This window comes from Barrientosiimonas humi, assembly GCF_006716095.1.
GTDB classification, from domain to species: Bacteria; Actinomycetota; Actinomycetes; order Actinomycetales; family Dermatophilaceae; genus Barrientosiimonas; species Barrientosiimonas humi.
In genome coordinates this window covers 1,832,957-1,851,439 of the sequence record NZ_VFOK01000001.1, presented here as the reverse complement: position 1 = coordinate 1,851,439, position 18,483 = coordinate 1,832,957, and the positions used below count along the sequence as shown (strand labels likewise).

The following is an 18,483-nucleotide window of genomic DNA, read 5'->3' as shown; positions in this document are numbered from 1 at the left end:
GGCGGACGAGGCGCTGTGGACGTACGACCCGGCGCGGGCCGCGCTGTGGAAAGGCTTCGGCGATGCGGCTCCTGTGACCAGCGTCTCGGCGCCCCGGTTTGCCGGGTGGGGAGCGGGTGCCCCACCGTTGACGAGTGACCGAACCTGCCGCGCTGCGCGACATCTGCGACGAGGAGGCCGTGCCGGCCCCCGCGCCGCGCGCTGCCCACGTCAACCTCGCGCTGCTGGCCCTGGCGCTCGGCGGCTTCGGGATCGGCACCACCGAGTTCGTGACGATGGGGCTGCTGCCGCAGATCGCCGAGGGCGTGCGGATCAGCATCCCGGCGGCGGGCTACGTCGTCTCGGCGTACGCCCTCGGGGTCGTCGTCGGTGCCCCCACCATCGCGGCGCTCGCGGCCCGGGCGCCGCGCAAGCGGGTGCTGCTGTGGCTGATGGTCGCGTTCGGGATCGGCAACCTCGCGTCGGCGCTCGCGACGGCGTACCTGCCGCTGCTGCTCGCGCGCTTCGTCTCCGGCCTGCCGCACGGCGCCTACTTCGGCATCGGGTCGGTCGTCGCCGCCTCGCTCGTGCCGAAGGAGCGACGCACCTGGGCCGTCGCGATGATGCTGGCCGGCCTCACCGTCGCCAACATCGTCGGGGTGCCCGCCGCGACGCTGCTGGGGCAGCACCTCGGCTGGCAGTGGCCGTACGCCCTCGTCGCCGCCATCTCCGCCGTCACCGTGCTCGCGATCTGGCGCTGGGTGCCCTGGCAGCGCAGCGACGACACCGCCTCGATCGGCTCCGAGCTGCGCAGCCTCACCCGCCTGCAGGTGTGGCTGGCGCTCGCGATCGGCACCGTCGGATTCGGCGGCATGTTCGCGACGTTCAGCTACATCGCGCCGACCATGACCGAGCTGACCGGGTTCGGCGAGCGCGCGGTGCCGTTCATCCTCGTGGTCTACGGCGTCGGCATGACGTGCGGCGCCTTCCTCGCCGGCCGCGTCGCCAGCCGGGGCCTCATGCGCGGAATCTTCTTCTGCCTCATGGCGATCGCCGTGCTGCTCGCCGGCTTCGGGTTCGCCGCGCAGCAGAAGTGGAGCGCGGTGCCGGCTGTGTTCCTGCTCGGCCTCGTCCCGACCATCCTCGTCCCGATGCTGCAGACGCGGCTGATGGACGTCGCGCACGAGGGCCAGTCGCTCGCGGCCGCGCTCAACCACTCCACGCTCAACATCGCCAACGCGCTCGGCGCCTGGCTCGGCAGCGTGGTGCTCGACGCCGGCTACGGCTACGAGTGGCCGAGCCGGGTGGGCGCGGTGCTGGCCGTCGCGGGTCTGCTGGTGGCGGGCCTTTCGGCCTGGCTCCAGCGCAGGGACCTCAGCTCTCGACCTCGACCGTCGGCTCGACCCGCACCGGAAAGCTCACCGACCGGGCGATGAAGCAGGCTTCGTGCGCGGGGTGGTGCGCCTCGAGAGCGGCGTCGCGGTCGGACCCGGCGTCGATCGTCACGCGCGGGCGCAGGGTCGCCGCGGTGAACTGACCCGACCCGTCGGGGTTCAGTCCGAGCGTGCCCTCGGCCGCGTCGGCGTACGCCGTGACGACCACGCCCGCCCGCACCGCCATGTGCAGGTAGGAGAGCATGTGGCACTGCGCGAGCGCGGCGAGCAGCAGCTGCTCGGGGTTCCACCGGTCGCGATCGCCGTGGAAGGTGCGGTCGGCGCTGCCGGCGATGTCGGGCAGGCCGGACGCCGAGATCAGGTGGTCGCGGCCGTACCCCCGGTAGTCGCTGGTGCCGGTGCCGCGGTTGCCCGTCCAGGCCACGCTGACGGCGTAGTCGTGCTCGGTCATGTGTGCTCCTTGCGCGTGGGACACTGGGTCGATCCCGTTCGTCGACCCATCGAGGAAACCCTGTGTCACCGATGGCCCCTGAGGGGCTGCCCCCCGCAGCCACGCCACCGGAGCAGATCCGCAACTTCTGCATCATCGCCCATATCGACCACGGCAAGTCGACGCTCGCCGACCGGATGCTGCAGATCACCGGCGTCGTCGAGGAGCGGGCGATGCGCGCGCAGTACCTCGACCGGATGGACATCGAGCGCGAGCGCGGCATCACGATCAAGAGCCAGGCCGTGCGCATGCCGTGGGCGGCCGACCTCGGCGACGGGCAGGAGACGTTCTGCCTCAACATGATCGACACCCCCGGTCACGTCGACTTCACCTACGAGGTGTCGCGCTCGCTGGCCGCGTGCGAGGGAGCGATCCTGCTGGTCGACGCCGCCCAGGGCATCGAGGCGCAGACCCTCGCCAACCTCTATCTCGCGATGGAGAACGACCTCGCGATCATCCCGGTGCTCAACAAGATCGACCTGCCGGCGGCGCAGCCGGAGAAGTACGCCGAGGAGCTCGCCGGCCTCATCGGTTGCGAGCCGACCGACGTGCTGAAGGTGTCGGGCAAGACCGGCGAGGGCGTGGAGGCGCTGCTCGACGAGATCGTCGCGCAGCTCCCGCCGCCCGAGGGCGACGCCGACGCTCCCGCGCGGGCGATGATCTTCGACTCGGTCTACGACACCTACCGCGGCGTCGTGACCTACGTCCGCGTCGTCGACGGGGCCCTCTCGCCGCGCGAGAAGATCGCGATGATGTCGACCAAGGCGACCCACGAGCTGCTCGAGATCGGTGTGATCTCACCGGAACCCGCGCCCAGCAAGGGGCTCGGCGTTGGCGAGGTCGGCTATCTCATCACCGGTGTGAAGGACGTACGCCAGAGCCGGGTCGGTGACACCGTCACCTCGGCCGCGAAGCCGGCCGAGCAGCCGCTGGGCGGCTATCGCGACCCCAAGCCGATGGTCTTCTCCGGGCTCTACCCGATCGACGGGTCGGACTACCCGATCCTGCGTGACGCGCTCGACAAGCTGAAGCTCAACGACGCCGCGCTGGTCTACGAGCCGGAGACCTCTGCCGCGCTCGGGTTCGGGTTCCGCGTCGGCTTCCTCGGGATGCTGCACCTGGAGATCGTGCGCGAGCGGCTGGAGCGCGAGTTCGACCTCGACCTGATCTCGACGCTGCCCAACGTGGTCTACGACGTCGAGCTCGACGACGGCACCGAGGTCGAGGTGACCAACCCCAGCGAGTTCCCCGAGGGCAAGATCGCCTCGATCACCGAGCCGGTGGTGCGCGCGACGCTGCTGGCGCCGAGCGAGTACGTCGGGGCGATCATGGAGCTGTGCCAGTCGCGGCGTGGCACGCTGCGCGGGATGGACTACCTGTCCGAGGACCGCGTCGAGATGCGCTACACCCTGCCGCTGGCCGAGATCGTCTTCGACTTCTTCGACGCGCTGAAGTCGCGCACCCGCGGATACGCCTCTCTCGACTACGAACCCGACGGCGAGCAGACCGCCGACCTGGTCAAGGTCGACATCCTGCTGCAGGGCGACAAGGTCGACGCGTTCAGCGCGATCGTGCACCGCGACAAGGCCTACCCCTACGGCACGATGATGGCCGCGAAGCTCAAGGAGCTCATCCCGCGGCAGCAGTTCGAGGTGCCGATCCAGGCCGCGATCGGCGCCCGCGTCATCGCCCGCGAGAACATCCGCGCCATCCGCAAGGACGTGCTGGCCAAGTGCTACGGCGGTGACATCAGCCGCAAGCGCAAGCTGCTCGAGAAGCAGAAGGAAGGCAAGAAGCGGATGAAGATGGTCGGGTCCGTCGAGGTGCCGCAGGAGGCCTTCATCGCGGCGCTGTCGCAGGACTCCTCCGGCGCGGCCGAGAAGGCGAAGAAGTGACCGTCCCGACGAGCCAGGAGCAGGCCGTCGAGCACGAGGTGGTCGGGCACGAGGTGGTCGGGCGCGAAGGCGTCACCCACCCCGCGCGCATCCGCTCGTTCACCCGACGCGGCGGGCGCATGCCGCAGCGGCACCACCGCGCCCTCGCCGAGCACGGCCCGGCCTACCTGCTCGACCTGCCGCGGCAGGACGCCGGCAGCATGGTGCAGCCCGGCAAGAGCCGGCTCGACCTGCCCACGGTCTTCGGACGTACGTCCTCGGTCGTCGCCGAGATCGGGTCCGGGTCGGGCGATTGCGTTGTCGCTGCTGCGGGTTCGGACACCGATCGTGACTATGTCGCCCTCGAGGTGTGGCGGCCGGGCGTCGCCCAGACGCTCGCCAAGGCGGCGCACGCCGACGTGCGCAACCTGCGGGTCGCGCAGGTCGACGCCGGGCAGGCGCTGGCCGAGCTGTTCGCGCCCGGGTCGCTCGAGGAGCTGTGGATCTTCTTCCCCGACCCGTGGCCGAAGAAGAAGCACCACAAGCGCCGGCTGGTCACGCCGGACTTCGCCGAGACCGTCGCGACGGTGCTGCGGCCGGGCGGCACGTGGCGGCTCGCGACCGACTGGGCCGACTACGCCTGGCAGATGCGCGACGTGGTCGAGGGCTGCGAGGCGTTCGACAACCTGCACGCCGGGCGGCTGGCCGACGCCGGCGACCCCGCGGTCGACCCGCAGGGCGACCGGGGCGGCTTCGCGCCGCGGTTCGCCGGCCGGGTGCTCACCCGGTTCGAGCTGAAGGGCGAGCGGGCCGGGCGGGTCGTGCGCGACCTGGCGGTCGTGCGGCGATAGCGGTTACGCGCCAGTAACCCCTCGTGGGAGGGTGGGGGCATGACCCTCTCCCTCCAGCGGCACACCGTGGCGACGCCCGACGGCGCCCGGCTCGCCGCCTATCGCCACGAACCCGCCGACCTCCCGGCAGACGCCCCCACGGTCGTGCTCGCGCACGGCTGGCTGCTGTCGTACCGCGCCTGGCTGCCGGTGGCCGAGCGGCTGGCCGAGCGTGGCGACGTGCGCGTCGTGGCCTGGGACCAGCGCGGCCACGGCGACTCGACCTTCGCGGCCGGGTCGCGCCGGCCGCAGCAGGAGTCCGTGCGCCGGCTCGGCTCCGACCTCGCGGCGGTCATCGACGCGCTGGTGCCGGAGGGATCGCCGGTGCACCTCGGCGGCCACTCGATGGGCGGCATGACGGTGATGGCCTTCGCCGGCGCCCACCCCGACGTCTTCGCCGAGCGGGTGCAGCGCGTGCTGCTCGCCTCGACCGCGATGGGCGAGCTGCGCGGGACCGGCCTGCCGCTGGAGCAGCAGGTCATGGCGTTCGCGGCCAAGGCGCCGGGGCGGCCGGGTCGCCTGGTGAGCAACAAGATCGCGCGTCAGCAGTTCGGCACCGTCGCCGACCGGGCCGACGTCGCCGCCACCCGCGCCATGCTCGGCGGCACCCGGGTGAGCACCTGGGGCTCCTACTACGGCGCGCTGATGCGCCACGACGAGTCCGCCGCGATGAGCACGCTCGCCCAGGTGCCGGTCACCGTCGTCGTCGGGCGCCGCGACGGGCTCACGCCCCGCAAGCTCGGCGAGCGCCTCGCTGCCGCGATCCCGGGCGCCGAGCTCGAGGTGCTCGAGGGCGTCGGCCACATGACGCCGTTCGAGACCCCCGACCTGCTCGTGCGCTCGCTGCTCGGCACCTCGACGGCGGACGCCCCGCGCTAGCTCCCGAGGATCGAGGCCTTCGTCGCCTCGTCGAGCGCCGCCGCGAACCCCAGGTCGGGGTCGTCTGCGAGGCGCCGAGTCGCCTCCGCGTGCAGACGTACGCCCTCCTCGCCGCTCGCAGCAGCGTCGCGCAGTGCCGGCTCTGCCGCGTCCCCGAGCGCGACGAGCGCCCGGCTGAGCGAGCGCTGCAGGTCGTGCTCACCCCGACCGAGCTGGGTCGCCAGCTGCGTTGCCAGAGCAGGCTTCTCGCTCTCCGGGGAGAGCGCCTCCGCTGCTCGCCAGGCGGTCCGTGCCGTCTCGTCGTCTGGGTCGCGCAGGAACCGCAAGATCTCGGGGTAGGGCTGCGGATCGCCGATCTTGGACAGCGTGTGCAGCGCCTGGCTGCGCGCCTGCGCCTGCGCGGCGTCGAGCTCGGCAACCAGTCGGGGCACGGTCGCGGCGACCGGCAGACGGGTGAGCGCCCAGGTGAGCATGTCGCGCACGAAGAAGTCCGGCTCGTCCGCGCAGCGCTCGACCAGCACCTCGAGCAGGGTCGCGCGCGCGCCGGTGCCGGCCGCGAGGGCGGCACGCAGGCGCGTCGAGGAGTCGCCGGCGCTCAGCGCGGCGATCAGGGTCGCGTCGGTCGGGTGCTGGTTCACGCGCACCATCGCACGACGGATGCGTCGTCGGAGGCAAACGATTTGCCTCGGACTCCGGCGCTCGTCTCGTCATGACCAGCGGACCCCGCGCGACCCGGTAGCGTCGCAGCCGTGCCCGTGAACCCCAGCCTGGTCGTTGGATTCCTCGTCCTGTCAGCACTGCTGTCGGCGATCCCCGGCCCGTCGGTGCTGCTGGAGACCAGCCGCGCCATCACCCGAGGACGACGGTCGGCGATGTGGATCATGTTCGGCAACGCCATGGGCGGAATGGTCCTGCTCGCGCTGGTGCTCGCGGGCCTGGGGGTCATCGTCGCCACGTCGGCGAAGCTCTTCCTGGTGGTGAAGATCGCCGGCGCGTGCTACCTGCTGTTCCTCGGTGTGCAGTCCTTGCTCGCAGCGCGCCACGCCGAGCCCGACCACCAGGTCGAATCGATGACCGGAGCTCCGGCGACCAGGACGGCAAAGACCAGGACGGCAGAGATCCGCCAGGGGGTCACCGTCGGCGTCGCCAACCCCAAGAGCATCGTCTCGCTCATGGCGATCCTGCCGCAGTTCGTCGACCACAGCCTCGGGAGCCCGACCCTGCAGATGCTCATCATCGGCATCACCGGCGGCGTCGCCCAGGTCCTCATCGAGACCCTGTGGATCTGCGCGGCCGGGACGCTGCGCGGCTGGTTCCAGCGCAGGCCCCGCCGGATGCAGCGGCTGAAGGCCGGTGGCGGGATCGCCATGATCGGCCTGGCCGGCAAGCTCGCCGTGCAGCGCTGACGCGTCGTCGCAAGCACGCGAATCGAGGACTACCGACGGGTAACATCGGGGCATGACCTCGTCGTACGACCTCTTTCGCAAGCTCGACCGTCGCCCGCTCGGCAAGCAGGCGTTCAGCGTCGGCTTCATGCTCAAGGCGCCCTACTTCGCCACCGTCCGGCCGTGGGTGCTCGACATGCGCCCGCACCGCGGCGAGGTGAAGATCCGCAAGCGTCGGGGCGTGCAGAACCACATCGGCACGGTGCACGCGATCGCGGTCGCCAACGGCATGGAGGCGGCGATGGGGCTGCTGGCCGAGGCGACCACGCCGCGCGGGATGCGCTGGATCCCCAAGGGGATTCGGCTCGACTACCTCGCGAAGGTCACCACTGACGTGCGCTGCGTCGCCGAGACCGACCCGGCCGACTGGGACCAGGAGCCGCCGTTCGAGGTGCAGGTGCGTTGCACCGGGATCATCGACGACGGCAGCGAGGTCGTGCGCGGCACGATCCCGATCTGGGTGACGGCGAAGTCGTCGTCGAAGGGTGCGTCGCCGACCGCCTCGTCCGCCCAGGAGAAGGTGCCGGCCACCGCCTGAGCCGCGGAGTGCGTACGTCGGGGGCGTGTGTTTGGGGGTCGGTATCGACCCGTTCTGCCCGGCTGGACGGCCCCGGGCGTGTGCTTTGGGGTCGGTATCGACCCGTTCTGCCCGCGCGGGCGCGCCTCAGGCGCGGGCGATCGCGACCAGGCTCGCCGCCGGGCCGCGCAGCCGCCGCGGCCCGCCCCAGACCGCGCGCAGCCGGCGGTGCAGCGAGACTCCGGCGAGCGGGACCTCGCGCAGCGCGCGGGAGGCGAGGGCGTCGGCGACCGCGAGGCGGCTCAGCACCGCGGGGGCGTAGCCACCCTCGCAGCTGACCCGCACGGCCGCGTTGCTGGCGAACTCCAGCTCGGGCGGCGCGAGCTCGCGCGGTGCCAGGGCCGCGGCCAGGGCGATGCGGGTGCCGGACCCCGCCTCGCGGGAGACCAGGGGAGTGGCCGCCAGCTCGTCGGGCCCGACCGGCTTGCGGCGCCGCGCCCACGGGTGGTCGGGCGCGACGACGAGCACCAGCTCGTCGGTCGCGACGGTGGCGTGGTGCAGGCCCGACGGTGCCTGCGGCCCCTCGACGAACCCCACGTCGGCGCGGCCGCGGCGCACGTCGTCGACGACCTGCTGGGTGTTCTCGACGTGCGCGACCACCGAGACCGACGGCTCGGTCTCGCGCAGGTGCGACAGCCAGCCGGGCAGCAGGTGCTCGGCGATGGTCTGGCTCGCGGCGACGGTGAGCCGCGCGGTGCCCTCGTCGCGCAGCGTGCTCGCGCCCTCGCGCAGTTCGGTGGCCGCGGTGAGCACCTGACGCGCCCACTCGACGACCATGAGCCCGGCCGGGGTGAGGGTGGAGCCGCGCGTGGACCGCTGCAGCAGCCCGAGACCGAGCCGGCGCTCGAGGCGGGCGAGGGAGCGGCTGGCGTTGGGCTGCGCCGTGCCGACCGCTCGCGCACCCGCGCTGAGGCTGCCGTGGTCGGCGACGGCGACCAGCAGCTCGAGGGCGCTGAGGTCGGGCCAGTCGGTCATGCCCGAAGCGTATGGCTCCTCATCCGGTGAGCGCGGCGAGGCGCCGGTTGAGGTATCGCTGCTCGGGGGCGCTCGCGGTGAGCCGAGCCGCCTCGCGATAGGCCGTCACCGTACGTCGGAGCCGGGCTCGTGGAATTCGACATGGCCAGCGAGACATATCCAGGGGATATGTCGTGATGCCGTTCCGGGGGCTACTGCGCCGACGCGCGGCCCGGCAGCCTTGGAGCATGCAGCCCACGACCCTGGCCCGCGCCGCCACCGCGCCCGACCTGCCCCAGGCGGGTCCGCAGTGGTTCGGCTCGGTCATGGGCACCGGCATCCTCGCGACGCTGCTGCACCTGCACCGGGAGATGCTGCCCGGCGCCGAGATCGCCTCGCGGGTGCTGCTCGTCGTCGCCGCGGCGCTGCTGATCGGACTGAGCGCGGCGTTCGCGCGTCGCTGCCGCACCGTCCCCGGCGCGTTCGGCGCCACCGTGCGCGACGTGGGCGTCGCGGTCACCTGGGGCCTGGTCGCCATGGGGGTGCTCGGCGTCGGGTCGGCCACGGCGGTCGTGCTGCCGGCGTGGGTGCCGGGGCTGACGGGGTTCGCGTGGGGCGTCGACCTGGTGCTGTGGGTCGTGGGCACCACGCTCGGGCTCGTGACGGCCGTGGGGTTCCTGTCGGTGCTCGTGCGCCACGACATCGGCGCCCCGACCCTGACCTGGGGTCTCGCGGTCGTGCCGCCGGTGGTCTCGGCCACCAGCGGCGCCGCGCTCGCCATGCGGACGGACGGGGCGTGGCGGGCCGGGCTCCTCGTCGCGGCCGCCCTGTGCTTCACGATCGGCCTGCTGCTGGCCGGGGTGATCTTCGCCGTCGGCTACCACCACCACTGGCGGGTGGCGCCGCTGCTGCCGGCTGCCGCCACCACGGCGTGGATCCCGCTCGGGGTCGTGGGCCAGTCGACGGCGGCGGCCCAGGGACTCGTCACGGCCGCGGGCGGCGGACTCGGCCCGTGGACGGGCGAGACGCTGCGGATGGTGGCGAATGCGTACGGGCTGGCGCTGGTGGCGTTCGGCGCCGTGCTCGTCGGGTGGGCCGCGCTGCACACGGTGCGCGGCTTCCGCGCGGGCATGGCCTTCTCGCCGAGCTGGTGGGGGCTGGTCTTCCCGTTCGGGACGCTGTCGCTGGGCGCCTACACGCTGGCCGGTGGCACCGGGCTGGAGGTGCTGCGCGGGCTCGCCGTGGTCGTCTGCGTGGCGCTCGTCGGGACCTGGACGCTGTGCGCGCTCGCGACCGGGCACGCGCTGCTGCGCGGTGGCCGTGGCATCGCCCGGGGAGCGGCCGTGGAAGCATGCTGACGGTGACCACGGCGCGTCCGCAGACCGGTGCTGCACCGGCTCCTGCTCTCCCGAAGACGGGGCCGCAGTGGTTCGGCTCGGTCATGGGGACGTCCATCCTCGCGACGCTGCTGCAGCTGCACCACGACCGGCTGCCGGGGGCGACGTACGCCGCGCGCACCCTGCTGCTCGTCAGCTGGGTCGTGTGCCTCGGCCTGTCGATCGGCTTCGCGCGACGGTGCCTGACGACGCCCGGCACCCTGGCGAGCACGCTGCGGGACCCGAAGGTCCTGGTCACCTGGGGCATGGTGTCGATGGGGGTGCTGTCGGCCGGATCCGCAACAGCGACAGTGGTTCCCGGGTGGGTGCCCCGGCTCACCGACTTGTCCTGGCGGGTCGACGAGGTCACCTGGGTGCTCGGCACGCTGCTCGGCGTCGGGACGGCGATCGGCTTCCTGCTCGTGCTGCTGCGGCGCGACATCGGCGAGCCGGCGATGACGTGGGGGCTGGCCGTGGTGTCGCCGATGGTCTCGGCGACCGTCGGCGCCGGCATCGCGCACCGGCTGGGCGACCCGTGGCGCACGGGGCTCGTGCTGGCGTCGTCGCTGTGCTTCGTCGTGGCGCTGCTGCTCGGCGCGGTGATCTTCGCGGTGGCCTACCACCACCACTGGCGGGTGCGGCCGCTCACGCCGGTCATGGCGCCGAGCGCGTGGATCCCGCTCGGGATCGTGGGTCAGTCGACGGCCGCCGCGCAGGTGCTCGTCACCGCCGCGACGCCCGAGCTGACCCGGGGAGCGGCGACGGCACTGCGCGGGATCGTGAACGCGTACGGCCTGGTGCTGCTCGTCGTGGGAGCCGGGCTGGTGGCCTGGGCGGTGTGGCAGACGCTGCGCGGGTTCGCGGCGCGGATGCCGTTCACCCCCGGCTGGTGGGCCATGACCTTCCCCGTGGGGACGCTGTCGCTCGGCGCCTACCAGCTGGCGGCGGGCACCGGGTCGGGTGCGCTGAGCCTGCTGGGCGTCGTGGTCTGCGTCGGTCTGGTCGGCACCTGGTCGCTGTGCGCCGGCGCGACCGCTCGTGCGCTGCTCAGAAGTAGTCGCGCACCTGCGGGGTCCGCCCGCTGAACAGGGCGTCCCAGCGGGCGTCGTCGCCGGTCGGGCCGGTGAGCAGGCCCGCGCGGCGCAGATCGAGGTTGGAGTGCGTGCCGGCGAAGCGCAGGGCGAGGCCGCGGGCGGTGAAGGTCGCAGCCGGGGCGGCGTCGGTGCGTTCGACGCTCGTCCGGCCGCCGTCGACGGTCAGGGCGTAGGTGCCGTCCTGGCCGCTGAGCGGTAGACCCTCGACCGCGAACGTCGTTGTGCCGTCGAGGATCTCGGCGAAACCGCGAGAGGTGAGGGCGCCGGCGACGTCGAGCACCGCGAGCATGTAGGGGTATGCCCGCCGCACCGTGCGCGGGCTGCTGGGCAGCAGGAGGTCGAGCAGGTCGGAGGGGCTGGTGCTGAGCACCGTGGTGGGGGCCACGCCGGCCGACGAGCCGAGGGCGTGAGCCAGCAGGCGCGTCGCGTCGGCGGTCAGGGTGACGAGGTCGCGCACGTCGAGCACCCCGTCGGCGCCGTAGCCGCCGGTGCGCTCCCACAGGGCGTACCCGACGACGCCGCCGGCCTCGTCGAGCGCCAGGGTTGCGCCCGAGAACGCCTCGAGCAGCTCGGAATCCGTGGCCGGGAAGCTCGCGCCGTCACGCGTCAACGGACCGTTGTACGCCCTCGCCCACTCGTCGTAGACCCGCCGGATCTGGGGGACGTCGGCGAGCTCGGCCCGGCGCAACGAGCCGCCTCCCGGGCGCACCTGGGCGAGGGCTGCGGTGGGCAGCACCGTCTCGTGGTCGTAGCTCGCGAACAGCTCGTAGCCGAACCGGCGGTAGATGCCGGGCGCGGTCGGGTACAGCGTGCTGACCGGTCGCCCCTCGGACGCGGCGTCGCTCAGGCAGCGCTCGAACAGCGGTGTGAGCAGGCCGTTCCCGCGATGCTCGGTCGCGACCTTCACCCCGGCGATGCCGGCCGTCGGCACCCGCGTCCCCCAGAACCAGGAGTCGTAGCGCCGGTGCACCACGCAGGCGACGATCCGGCCCTGGTGAGCGGCGACGTACGTCGTGCGCCCGGTCGCCTGCGGGTCCGGGTGCGGGTGGTCGGAGACGGGGTAGCCGAACGACTCGCTGCTCAGCCGTGCGAGCGCGTCGACGTCGTCGGTGGTGGCGAGGCGGATGTCGTAGGTCACGCCCGGACGCTAACGCGGGGAGCGCACCTTGCGGCGGAGGACCGGTGTGCGGGGGTGCGCCACGCCCGCACGCCCACCGGCGGTCCACCGTCGAACCGTGCGTTCTGGCGCACCCTTCGGCGGAGGACCGCGAGAACGTACGGCTCCGCACCCACCGGCGGTCCACCGCCGACCCGTGCGCTCTGGCGCACCCTTCGGCGGAGGTCCGCGAGGACGTACGCCCGACTATCGGTGGGGCCGCCAGGGTCACCCGGGACTGCCCCGGCCACCGCGGTCGAGCAGATCCAGCTGCCAGTGGGCGTCGTCGGGGAGGTGGGGGACGGTCCAGTCGGCCGGTGCGCGCCAGCTGGTCCACCTCGCGTCGAACATCCAGGCGCCGGAACGGAACTCATCGATCGCCTGTTCCCCGTGGGTGCGAAGCGCCTGCGCCTGCGCCTCGGTGTATCGGCCTTGAGCGACGGCCTCAGCCAGCTCGTCCTCGTCCTTCCAGCGCACCTGGCCGTCGGCCGTGATCCAGACATCGAGCACATGGTCCGACGTGAAGCAGCGGTCGCCGGCCCGCAGCAGCGGGTTCTCGAGGTTGGCGTACCACCCCGCGAACTGGCCCTGCGTCGACCAGAAGAGCCACACGCTGAAAGGCCGGTCCGTCGGGGCTATCCGCAGGATGCCTGGTCCGCGCCAACGAGCACGAGCGCTGATGCGGTCACGCTGCGTGGACGGGAGGAAGCGCTCGGAGAGCGGGCGCTCCCGGAAAGTTCCGCCGTCGGGATAGCGGGGTTGCAGCAGTACCGTGCCCTCGGCCAGCCACGCGACCAGCCCGCGCTCGTCGTCGCGGACGACGCGCATCGGGTTCACGTGCTGCGGAGCGCCGTGGACCCACCCTGCCCCGCGATAGGTCCAGTGCACGACGGACCCCGGAGCGGCGAAGGGCGGTGCTCCCACTGGCCGAACGTCGGTCGGGGTCGGTGTGCCGGGCAGGGATGAGCTCACCGCCCCAGACTCACACCTGTGCGCTGGGCGGGCGAGAATGACACGCATGCCCAGTGCCCTGCCCGACGGAGACCCCGCGCCGCGCGACGGCGCCCTCCCGACGTACGCCCTCGCCGGGCTGGGCGAGCGACCGTTCGGCATCTACCTGCACGTGCCGTTCTGCTCGGTGCGCTGCGGCTACTGCGACTTCAACACCTACACGCTGCCCGAGCTGGGCCAGCAGGGCGCCAGCCTCGACACCTATGCCGACGCCGCGATGGCCGAGATCGACCTGGCTGCAACGGTTCTCGGCGACGACCGGCCGCGCGTCGACACCGTGTTCGTCGGCGGCGGCACACCCACGATGCTCCGCTCGGGCGACCTGGTGCGCATGCTCGACCGGCTGCGCGAGCGGTTCGGGCTCGCCGACGACGCCGAGGTGACGACCGAGGCCAACCCCGACTCGGTCACGCCCGAGTCGCTGCGCGAGTTGGCCGACGGCGGCTTCACCCGGGTCAGCCTCGGCATGCAGTCGGCCGTCCCGCACGTGCTGCGCACGCTCGACCGCACGCACGACCCGGCCAACGTCGCGCGCGCCGTTGACGGCGTCCGCGCCGCGGGCATGCAGGTCAGCGTCGACCTGATCTACGGCACGCCGGGGGAGTCGCTCGAGGACTGGCGCACCAGCCTCGAGGCGGCCGTCGCGCTCGAGCCCGACCACGTCAGCGCCTACGCCCTCGTCGTCGAGCAGGGCACCCGGCTGGCCGCCCAGGTCCGCCGCGGGGAGGTCACGATGCCCGATGACGACGACGAGGCCGACAAGTACGAGCTCGCCGACGAGCTGCTCACCGGCACCGGGCTCGGGTGGTACGAGATCAGCAACTGGTCGCGCGACGAGGCCACGCGGTGCCGCCACAACGAGGGCTACTGGCGAGGCGGTGACTGGTGGGGCGTCGGCCCCGGAGCGCACAGCCACGTCGGCGGCGTGCGGTGGTGGAACGTCAAGCACCCCAACGCTTTTGCCCAGCGCCTGTCGGCCGGTGACTCTCCGGCGTACGCGCGCGAGGAGCTGACCGCCGAGCAGCGCCACGACGAGGAGGTGCTGCTCGGGATCCGGCTCGTCGAGGGTCTGCCGCGTGACGCGATCAGCCCCGCCGGCCGCAGTGCGGTGGCGGGGCTGATCGCGGACGGGCTGCTCGACGGGCCGGCGGCCCTGCGCGGGCGACTCGTGCTCACCCGGCGAGGCCGGCTGCTCGCCGACACCGTCGTACGCCGGTTGCTGGGTTGGTGATCAGGACAGCACCGGGATCTGGAAGGGGTAGCGGTAGGGCTCGCCGTTCGCGCTGCGGATCGCGCCCTTGACGTGGCACCAGAGCGCCACCAGGAAGATCACGATCATCAGCGGGATGCCGACGATCGCACCGATCACGGTGACGATCAGCAGCCAGCTCAGCAGGTAGAGCAGCCAGAACGACAGGTTGAAGTTGAACGCTCCGGCGGCCGCCTGCCGGACCGCCGGTGACTTGTCCTTGTAGACCAACCACACGATCAGCGGCCCGAGCATGCTCAGCGTGCCGAGGCTGAGCAGACCGGCGATCGGCGCCGACAGGTGCGCGAGCACGGCCGCCGTGCGCTGGTCGGCCGTGGGGACCTGCGGGGCGTAGCCCTGCTGCGGGTGGCCGTACTGCTGCTGCGGATAACCCTGCTGGGGGTAGCCCTGCTGCGGATAGCCCTGCTGGGGCTGGCCGCCGGGCGGGAACGGTCCGGGACCCTGCTGCGGGCCGGGCTGGCTCATGAGTCACTCCTCCTGTGCGGGTGCTTCATCCATGACAACACGCGAACCCGCCGCGGCGTTCCGCCGACAGGCCGGATCAGGGTCGGATCCGGGACGTCTCAGGGATCACCCTGGGCGCACGCGCGGTCGGGCGGGCGAGGTCGATCAGCCCAGGTCCGGCCCCGCCAGATCCAGCCCCACGTCGAGGCAGCGCGCGCTGTGGGTCAGGGCGCCCACCGAGATCAGGTCGGGCCCGGCCTCGGCGAGCGGGCGCACGGTCTTCCGGTTCACCCCGCCCGACACCTCGACCACCAGCGGCGCGGGGTGCGAGCGCGCCCGCCGGACACCATCGGCGACCTGGCCAGGAGTCATGTTGTCGAGCAGGATCGCGTGGCACACCGGCCGCAGCCCGCGGGCGATCCGCTCGGCGTCGAACTGCAGCACCTGCAGCTGCTGCTGCAGCGTGTCGACCTCGACCTCCACGGTGACCATGTGCCGGGGCTGGTCGGCGAGCCGCCGCAGCACCGTGGCCAGCCCGCCGCCGAACCCGATGTGGTTGTCCTTCACCATGATCGCGTCGTGCAGGCCGAAGCGGTGGTTCACGCCGCCGCCGTGCAGCACCGCCCGCTTCTCCAGCGCACGCAGGCCCGGGGTGGTCTTGCGCGTGTCGGCGATGCCGACGCCGGTGCCGTCCACCAGGTGCACGAGCTCGGCGGTGGCGGTCGCCACGCCGGACAGGCGGCCCAGCAGGTTCAGCGCGACCCGCTCACCGGTCAGCACCCCGCGCGCGGGGCCGCGCACCGTCGCCAGCACCGACCCTGGCGTCACCGATCTGCCGTCCTGGCCGTGCCAGGTGACCTCGATGCGCGGGTCGACGAGGGCGTACGTCGTCGTCACCGCGTCGACACCGGACAGCACCCCGTCCTCGCGCGCCACGATCTGGGCCTGCGCCTGCGCGTCCTCGGGGACGACGGCCGCCGCCGTGAGGTCACCGGCGGCGCCGAGGTCCTCGGCGAGCGCTGTGCGCACAACCTGCTCCAGCTGAGGGTCGAAAGTCATGCCGGCACCGCCTCGGTCGTGTCCGTACGTCGGTGTGCCCCAACGCTTCTCGGGTGCGCCAGGGCGGAGCGCGCCAGCAGCCAGGCGACGTAGGCGTCGTCCTGCCCGGTGGCCTGCTCGAGCTGTCGGATCGTGTCGCGCAGCGCGCCCGCCTCGCGCAGCACGCCGCACGAGCGGCCCAGCTCCGCACGCACCTGCTCGGTGGCGATCGCGGGAGCCTGCTCGCGCGGACGGACCAGGCCGGGGTCCGCGGGCGGGCCGTCGGCCCGCCACCCGTCGGCGGCACTGTGCGCCCAGACCGACGCCGCGGCGGCGCGGCCGGTCACGACCGCCTCGAGCAACGAGTTCGACGCCAGCCGGTTGGCCCCGTGCAGCCCGGTGCGACTCACCTCGCCGACCGCCCACAGGCCCGGCACGCCGGTGCGCGCCTGCGCGTCGACGGTGACGCCGCCCATGGAGTAGTGCGCGGCGGGCCGGACGGGGAGCAGGTCTTGCAGCGTCAGACCGTGGCCCGCGAGAAGCGTTGTCACCGCTGGGAATTGGCGCTCAGCGTCGTCGACGCGTCGTGCGTCGAGGTGCACGGTTCGCCCCTGCTGCAGCTCGGCCCAGACGGCTGCGGCCACCACGTCGCGCGGCTGCAGCTCGTCGACGAACCGCTCGCCGTCCGACCGCAGCACCGCGCCGGCGCCGCGCAGCGCCTCGGTCAGCAGCGGCGCCGGACGCGAGCCCACGTCGAGCGCGGTGGGGTGGAACTGCACCAGGTGCAGGTCGTCGGTGCGAGCCCCCGCCCGAGCGGCCAGTGCGACCCCCGCGCCGGTCGCGGTGACCGGGTTGGTGGTGTGCGGGAACAAGCCGCCCAGCCCGCCGGTCGCCAGGATGACCCGGTCGCTCTCGAGAGTCGTTGCGCCGCAACGGATCCCGCGCACCACTCCCGATTCGTCGAGCAGGAGGTCGTCGACCCTGCGGCCCTCGAGCAGCTCGATGTCGGGGTGCCCCTCGACCAGCGCCGCCAGGGTCGCGGTGATCACCGCCCCGCTTCGGTCGCCGGCGTGCGCGACGCGGTGGCGCGAGTGACCGCCCTCCAGCGCGAGGTCGTACGCCCCGCTCGCGTCCCTGTCGAACGGCACCCCGTCGCGGGCGAGCCGGGCGACGACGCCGGGCGCCAGGTCGGTGATGCGGGCGATGACCTCGCGGTCACCCGCCCGCGCCCCCGCGAGCCAGGTGTCGTGGGCGTGCTGGGCGGGGGAGTCGTCGGGAGCGAGCGCGGCAGCGATGCCGCCCTGCGCCCACGCGCTGGCCGCGCCCTCGGTGAGCCGGCCGGCGGTCACCAGCACGCAACCGCCGCGCGCCGCGAGCTCCAGCGCCGCCACCAGCCCGGCGAGGCCGGACCCGACCACGATCGGGCGGGCCCGCATCAGGCCACCTCCAGCATCCGCTCGATGGCGCGGCGCGCGTCGCGGGCCGTGGCCGGGTCGAGGGTGATCTCGTGGCGTCCCTGCTCCAGCGCGGCGCGGATCGCCGACAGCGTGTTGCGCTTCATGTGCGGGCACAGGTTGCACGGGCGCACGAAGTCGACGTCGGGGTTCGCGGCCGCCACGTTGTCGCTCATCGAGCACTCCGTGATCAGGGCGACACGCTCGGGTCGCTCGCGCTCGACGTACGCCTGCATCTGCGCGGTCGAACCCGCGAAGTCCGCCTCGGCGACCACGTCGGGCGGGCACTCGGGGTGCGCGAGCACCTGCACGCCCGGGTGGCCCTGCCGGATGCCGACGATGTCGAGCGGCGTGAACCGCTCGTGCACCTCGCACGCGCCGGGGTGGGTGATCACGCGAATCCCGGTCTGCGCAGCGATGTTTCGGGCGAGGTACTGGTCGGGGATCATGATCACCTCGGGCACGCCGAGCGACTCCAGCACGGCCAGCGCGTTGCCGCTGGTGCAGCAGATGTCGCTCTCGGCCTTGATGGCAGCGCTGGTGTTGACGTAGGTCACGACCGGCACACCGGGGTGCTGCGCGCGCAGCTCGCGCACCTGCTCGGGCGTGATCGACTCGGCGAGCGAGCAGCCCGAGCGCAGGTCGGGCAGCAGCACCCGCTTGCCGGGGTTGAGCAGCTTGGCGGTCTCGGCCATGAAGTGCACCCCGGCCAGGACGATCGTGCCGGCCTCGACCGTCTGCGCCTCCCGGGCCAGTGCGAGGGAGTCGCCCACGATGTCGGCGACGCCGTGGAAGACCTCGGGCGTCATGTAGTTGTGCGCCAGGATCACCGCGTCGTGCTCCCGCTTCAGCGCGTGGATCGCGTCGATGTCGTCGGCGAACGTCGCCCACTCGACCTCGGGCACCACGTGGCGGACACGGTCGTACGCCAGGTCGCTGGGGCGGGCGGTCACGCTCATGGTCTGCTCCCTCGTTCGAGTGTTTGATCTGCTCATATTGAGCAAATGCTAGGAGTGAGCATATCTCACGAGGCTGGGTGCGGACATCTCGACGGGACGAAGCCTTCGGGCCGTGCCGAAACCCGCGCCGATCGGGGTGCCGCGATCGGTTCTTCCTGTCCAGATGTACGCCAGCGCCGGCTCCCCGGCTCCCCGGCTC

General features: G+C 73.0%; 18 protein-coding genes. 9 read left to right on the top strand and 9 right to left on the bottom strand.

Features of this window, described 5'->3' with window-relative positions; genetic code table 11:
- Positions 1–134: 134 nt before the first annotated feature.
- Positions 135–1,415, top strand: a complete 1,281-nt coding sequence (locus FB554_RS08625; protein WP_142005583.1) for an MFS transporter — start codon at positions 135–137, stop codon at positions 1,413–1,415.
- On the opposite strand, the gene FB554_RS08620 is transcribed toward FB554_RS08625, so the two are convergent.
- Entirely contained in the window at positions 1,354–1,824 is a 471-nt protein-coding gene (locus FB554_RS08620) for an OsmC family protein (RefSeq protein WP_142005582.1), read from the bottom strand. The genes FB554_RS08625 and FB554_RS08620 overlap by 62 nt on opposite strands.
- 71 nt (positions 1,825–1,895) lie before the next feature.
- Between FB554_RS08620 and lepA the strand changes: the two genes are divergently transcribed.
- From lepA to FB554_RS08605, 3 genes are read left to right on the top strand one after another with little or no spacing between them, the layout of a single operon-like run.
- A complete protein-coding gene (gene lepA / locus FB554_RS08615) occupies positions 1,896–3,758 on the top strand; it encodes a translation elongation factor 4 (protein ID WP_142005581.1) in 1,863 nt (620 codons plus the stop codon).
- Positions 3,755–4,588 carry a tRNA (guanosine(46)-N7)-methyltransferase TrmB gene (gene trmB / locus FB554_RS08610; protein ID WP_142005580.1) on the top strand — a complete coding sequence of 278 codons (834 nt, stop codon included), beginning with the start codon at positions 3,755–3,757 and terminating at the stop codon, positions 4,586–4,588. The genes lepA and trmB overlap by 4 nt, the downstream gene beginning before the upstream one ends.
- Before the next feature lie 39 nt (positions 4,589–4,627).
- Positions 4,628–5,506 carry an alpha/beta fold hydrolase gene (locus FB554_RS08605; protein WP_142005579.1) on the top strand — a complete coding sequence of 293 codons (879 nt, stop codon included), beginning with the start codon at positions 4,628–4,630 and terminating at the stop codon, positions 5,504–5,506.
- On the opposite strand, the gene FB554_RS08600 is transcribed toward FB554_RS08605, so the two are convergent.
- Positions 5,503–6,153 carry a HEAT repeat domain-containing protein gene (locus tag FB554_RS08600; RefSeq protein WP_142005578.1) on the bottom strand — a complete coding sequence of 217 codons (651 nt, stop codon included), beginning with the start codon at positions 6,151–6,153 and terminating at the stop codon, positions 5,503–5,505. The genes FB554_RS08605 and FB554_RS08600 overlap by 4 nt on opposite strands.
- Before the next feature lie 102 nt (positions 6,154–6,255).
- On the opposite strand from FB554_RS08600, the gene FB554_RS08595 reads away from it, so the two are divergent.
- Together FB554_RS08595 and FB554_RS08590 are read left to right on the top strand one after the other, a co-directional pair.
- Positions 6,256–6,912 (top strand): LysE family translocator, encoded by a 657-nt coding sequence (locus FB554_RS08595; RefSeq protein ID WP_142005577.1) that lies wholly within the window; start codon positions 6,256–6,258, stop codon positions 6,910–6,912.
- A gap of 52 nt (positions 6,913–6,964) precedes the next feature.
- Positions 6,965–7,489 carry a hotdog fold domain-containing protein gene (locus FB554_RS08590; protein WP_142005576.1) on the top strand — a complete coding sequence of 175 codons (525 nt, stop codon included), beginning with the start codon at positions 6,965–6,967 and terminating at the stop codon, positions 7,487–7,489.
- Between the two features lie 126 nt (positions 7,490–7,615).
- Here the strand turns inward: FB554_RS08590 and FB554_RS08585 are convergent, their stop codons facing one another.
- Positions 7,616–8,503, bottom strand: a complete 888-nt coding sequence (locus tag FB554_RS08585; RefSeq protein ID WP_142005575.1) for a LysR substrate-binding domain-containing protein — start codon at positions 8,501–8,503, stop codon at positions 7,616–7,618.
- 227 nt (positions 8,504–8,730) lie between these two features.
- Here FB554_RS08585 and FB554_RS08580 point away from each other — a divergent pair, with 227 nt between their 5' ends.
- Together FB554_RS08580 and FB554_RS08575 are read left to right on the top strand one after the other, a co-directional pair.
- Positions 8,731–9,840: an SLAC1 family transporter gene (locus tag FB554_RS08580; RefSeq protein WP_142005574.1), complete on the top strand. Its 1,110-nt coding sequence runs from the start codon at positions 8,731–8,733 to the stop codon at positions 9,838–9,840.
- Entirely contained in the window at positions 9,834–10,943 is a 1,110-nt protein-coding gene (locus FB554_RS08575; RefSeq protein ID WP_142005573.1) for a TDT family transporter, read from the top strand. The genes FB554_RS08580 and FB554_RS08575 overlap by 7 nt, the downstream gene beginning before the upstream one ends.
- Here FB554_RS08575 and FB554_RS08570 read toward each other — a convergent pair.
- Both FB554_RS08570 and FB554_RS08565 read right to left on the bottom strand, forming a co-directional pair.
- The gene (locus tag FB554_RS08570) at positions 10,906–12,090 is read right to left on the bottom strand and encodes a GNAT family N-acetyltransferase (RefSeq protein ID WP_142005572.1); all 1,185 of its coding nucleotides are present in this window, start codon (positions 12,088–12,090) and stop codon (positions 10,906–10,908) included. The genes FB554_RS08575 and FB554_RS08570 overlap by 38 nt on opposite strands.
- A gap of 246 nt (positions 12,091–12,336) precedes the next feature.
- Complete coding sequence (locus FB554_RS08565; protein WP_170206821.1) at positions 12,337–12,936, bottom strand: ribonuclease FAU-1 family protein; 600 nt, start codon at positions 12,934–12,936, stop codon at positions 12,337–12,339.
- Between the two features lie 190 nt (positions 12,937–13,126).
- On the opposite strand from FB554_RS08565, the gene hemW reads away from it, so the two are divergent.
- Complete coding sequence (gene hemW / locus FB554_RS08560) at positions 13,127–14,350, top strand: radical SAM family heme chaperone HemW (protein WP_142005570.1); 1,224 nt, start codon at positions 13,127–13,129, stop codon at positions 14,348–14,350.
- On the opposite strand, the gene FB554_RS08555 is transcribed toward hemW, so the two are convergent.
- The 4 genes from FB554_RS08555 to nadA form a co-directional block, all read right to left on the bottom strand.
- Positions 14,351–14,854, bottom strand: a complete 504-nt coding sequence (locus FB554_RS08555) for a DUF4870 domain-containing protein (protein WP_142005569.1) — start codon at positions 14,852–14,854, stop codon at positions 14,351–14,353. It lies immediately after the preceding gene.
- 144 nt (positions 14,855–14,998) lie between these two features.
- The gene (gene nadC / locus FB554_RS08550; protein ID WP_142005568.1) at positions 14,999–15,892 is read right to left on the bottom strand and encodes a carboxylating nicotinate-nucleotide diphosphorylase; all 894 of its coding nucleotides are present in this window, start codon (positions 15,890–15,892) and stop codon (positions 14,999–15,001) included.
- Positions 15,889–17,307, bottom strand: a complete 1,419-nt coding sequence (locus FB554_RS08545) for an L-aspartate oxidase (protein WP_142005567.1) — start codon at positions 17,305–17,307, stop codon at positions 15,889–15,891. The genes nadC and FB554_RS08545 overlap by 4 nt, the downstream gene beginning before the upstream one ends.
- Positions 17,307–18,284 (bottom strand): quinolinate synthase NadA, encoded by a 978-nt coding sequence (gene nadA / locus FB554_RS08540; protein ID WP_142005566.1) that lies wholly within the window; start codon positions 18,282–18,284, stop codon positions 17,307–17,309. Before nadA ends, FB554_RS08545 begins: the two co-directional genes overlap by 1 nt.
- Positions 18,285–18,483: the final 199 nt, after the last annotated feature.

What these genes read in the sequence shown, in the direction of transcription:
- FB554_RS08620 (WP_142005582.1), bottom strand. Translation starts at nt 1,824, where the DNA reads ATGACCGAGCACGACTACGCCGTCAGCGTGGCCTGGACGGGCAACCGC.
- lepA (WP_142005581.1), top strand. Translation starts at nt 1,896, where the DNA reads ATGGCCCCTGAGGGGCTGCCCCCCGCAGCCACGCCACCGGAGCAGATC.
- FB554_RS08605 (WP_142005579.1), top strand. Translation starts at nt 4,628, where the DNA reads ATGACCCTCTCCCTCCAGCGGCACACCGTGGCGACGCCCGACGGCGCC.
- FB554_RS08600 (WP_142005578.1), bottom strand. Translation starts at nt 6,153, where the DNA reads ATGGTGCGCGTGAACCAGCACCCGACCGACGCGACCCTGATCGCCGCG.
- FB554_RS08590 (WP_142005576.1), top strand. Translation starts at nt 6,965, where the DNA reads ATGACCTCGTCGTACGACCTCTTTCGCAAGCTCGACCGTCGCCCGCTC.
- FB554_RS08585 (WP_142005575.1), bottom strand. Translation starts at nt 8,503, where the DNA reads ATGACCGACTGGCCCGACCTCAGCGCCCTCGAGCTGCTGGTCGCCGTC.
- FB554_RS08580 (WP_142005574.1), top strand. Translation starts at nt 8,731, where the DNA reads ATGCAGCCCACGACCCTGGCCCGCGCCGCCACCGCGCCCGACCTGCCC.
- FB554_RS08575 (WP_142005573.1), top strand. Translation starts at nt 9,834, where the DNA reads ATGCTGACGGTGACCACGGCGCGTCCGCAGACCGGTGCTGCACCGGCT.
- FB554_RS08565 (WP_170206821.1), bottom strand. Translation starts at nt 12,936, where the DNA reads ATGCGCGTCGTCCGCGACGACGAGCGCGGGCTGGTCGCGTGGCTGGCC.
- hemW (WP_142005570.1), top strand. Translation starts at nt 13,127, where the DNA reads ATGCCCAGTGCCCTGCCCGACGGAGACCCCGCGCCGCGCGACGGCGCC.
- FB554_RS08555 (WP_142005569.1), bottom strand. Translation starts at nt 14,854, where the DNA reads ATGAGCCAGCCCGGCCCGCAGCAGGGTCCCGGACCGTTCCCGCCCGGC.
- nadC (WP_142005568.1), bottom strand. Translation starts at nt 15,892, where the DNA reads ATGACTTTCGACCCTCAGCTGGAGCAGGTTGTGCGCACAGCGCTCGCC.
- FB554_RS08545 (WP_142005567.1), bottom strand. Translation starts at nt 17,307, where the DNA reads ATGCGGGCCCGCCCGATCGTGGTCGGGTCCGGCCTCGCCGGGCTGGTG.
- nadA (WP_142005566.1), bottom strand. Translation starts at nt 18,284, where the DNA reads ATGAGCGTGACCGCCCGCCCCAGCGACCTGGCGTACGACCGTGTCCGC.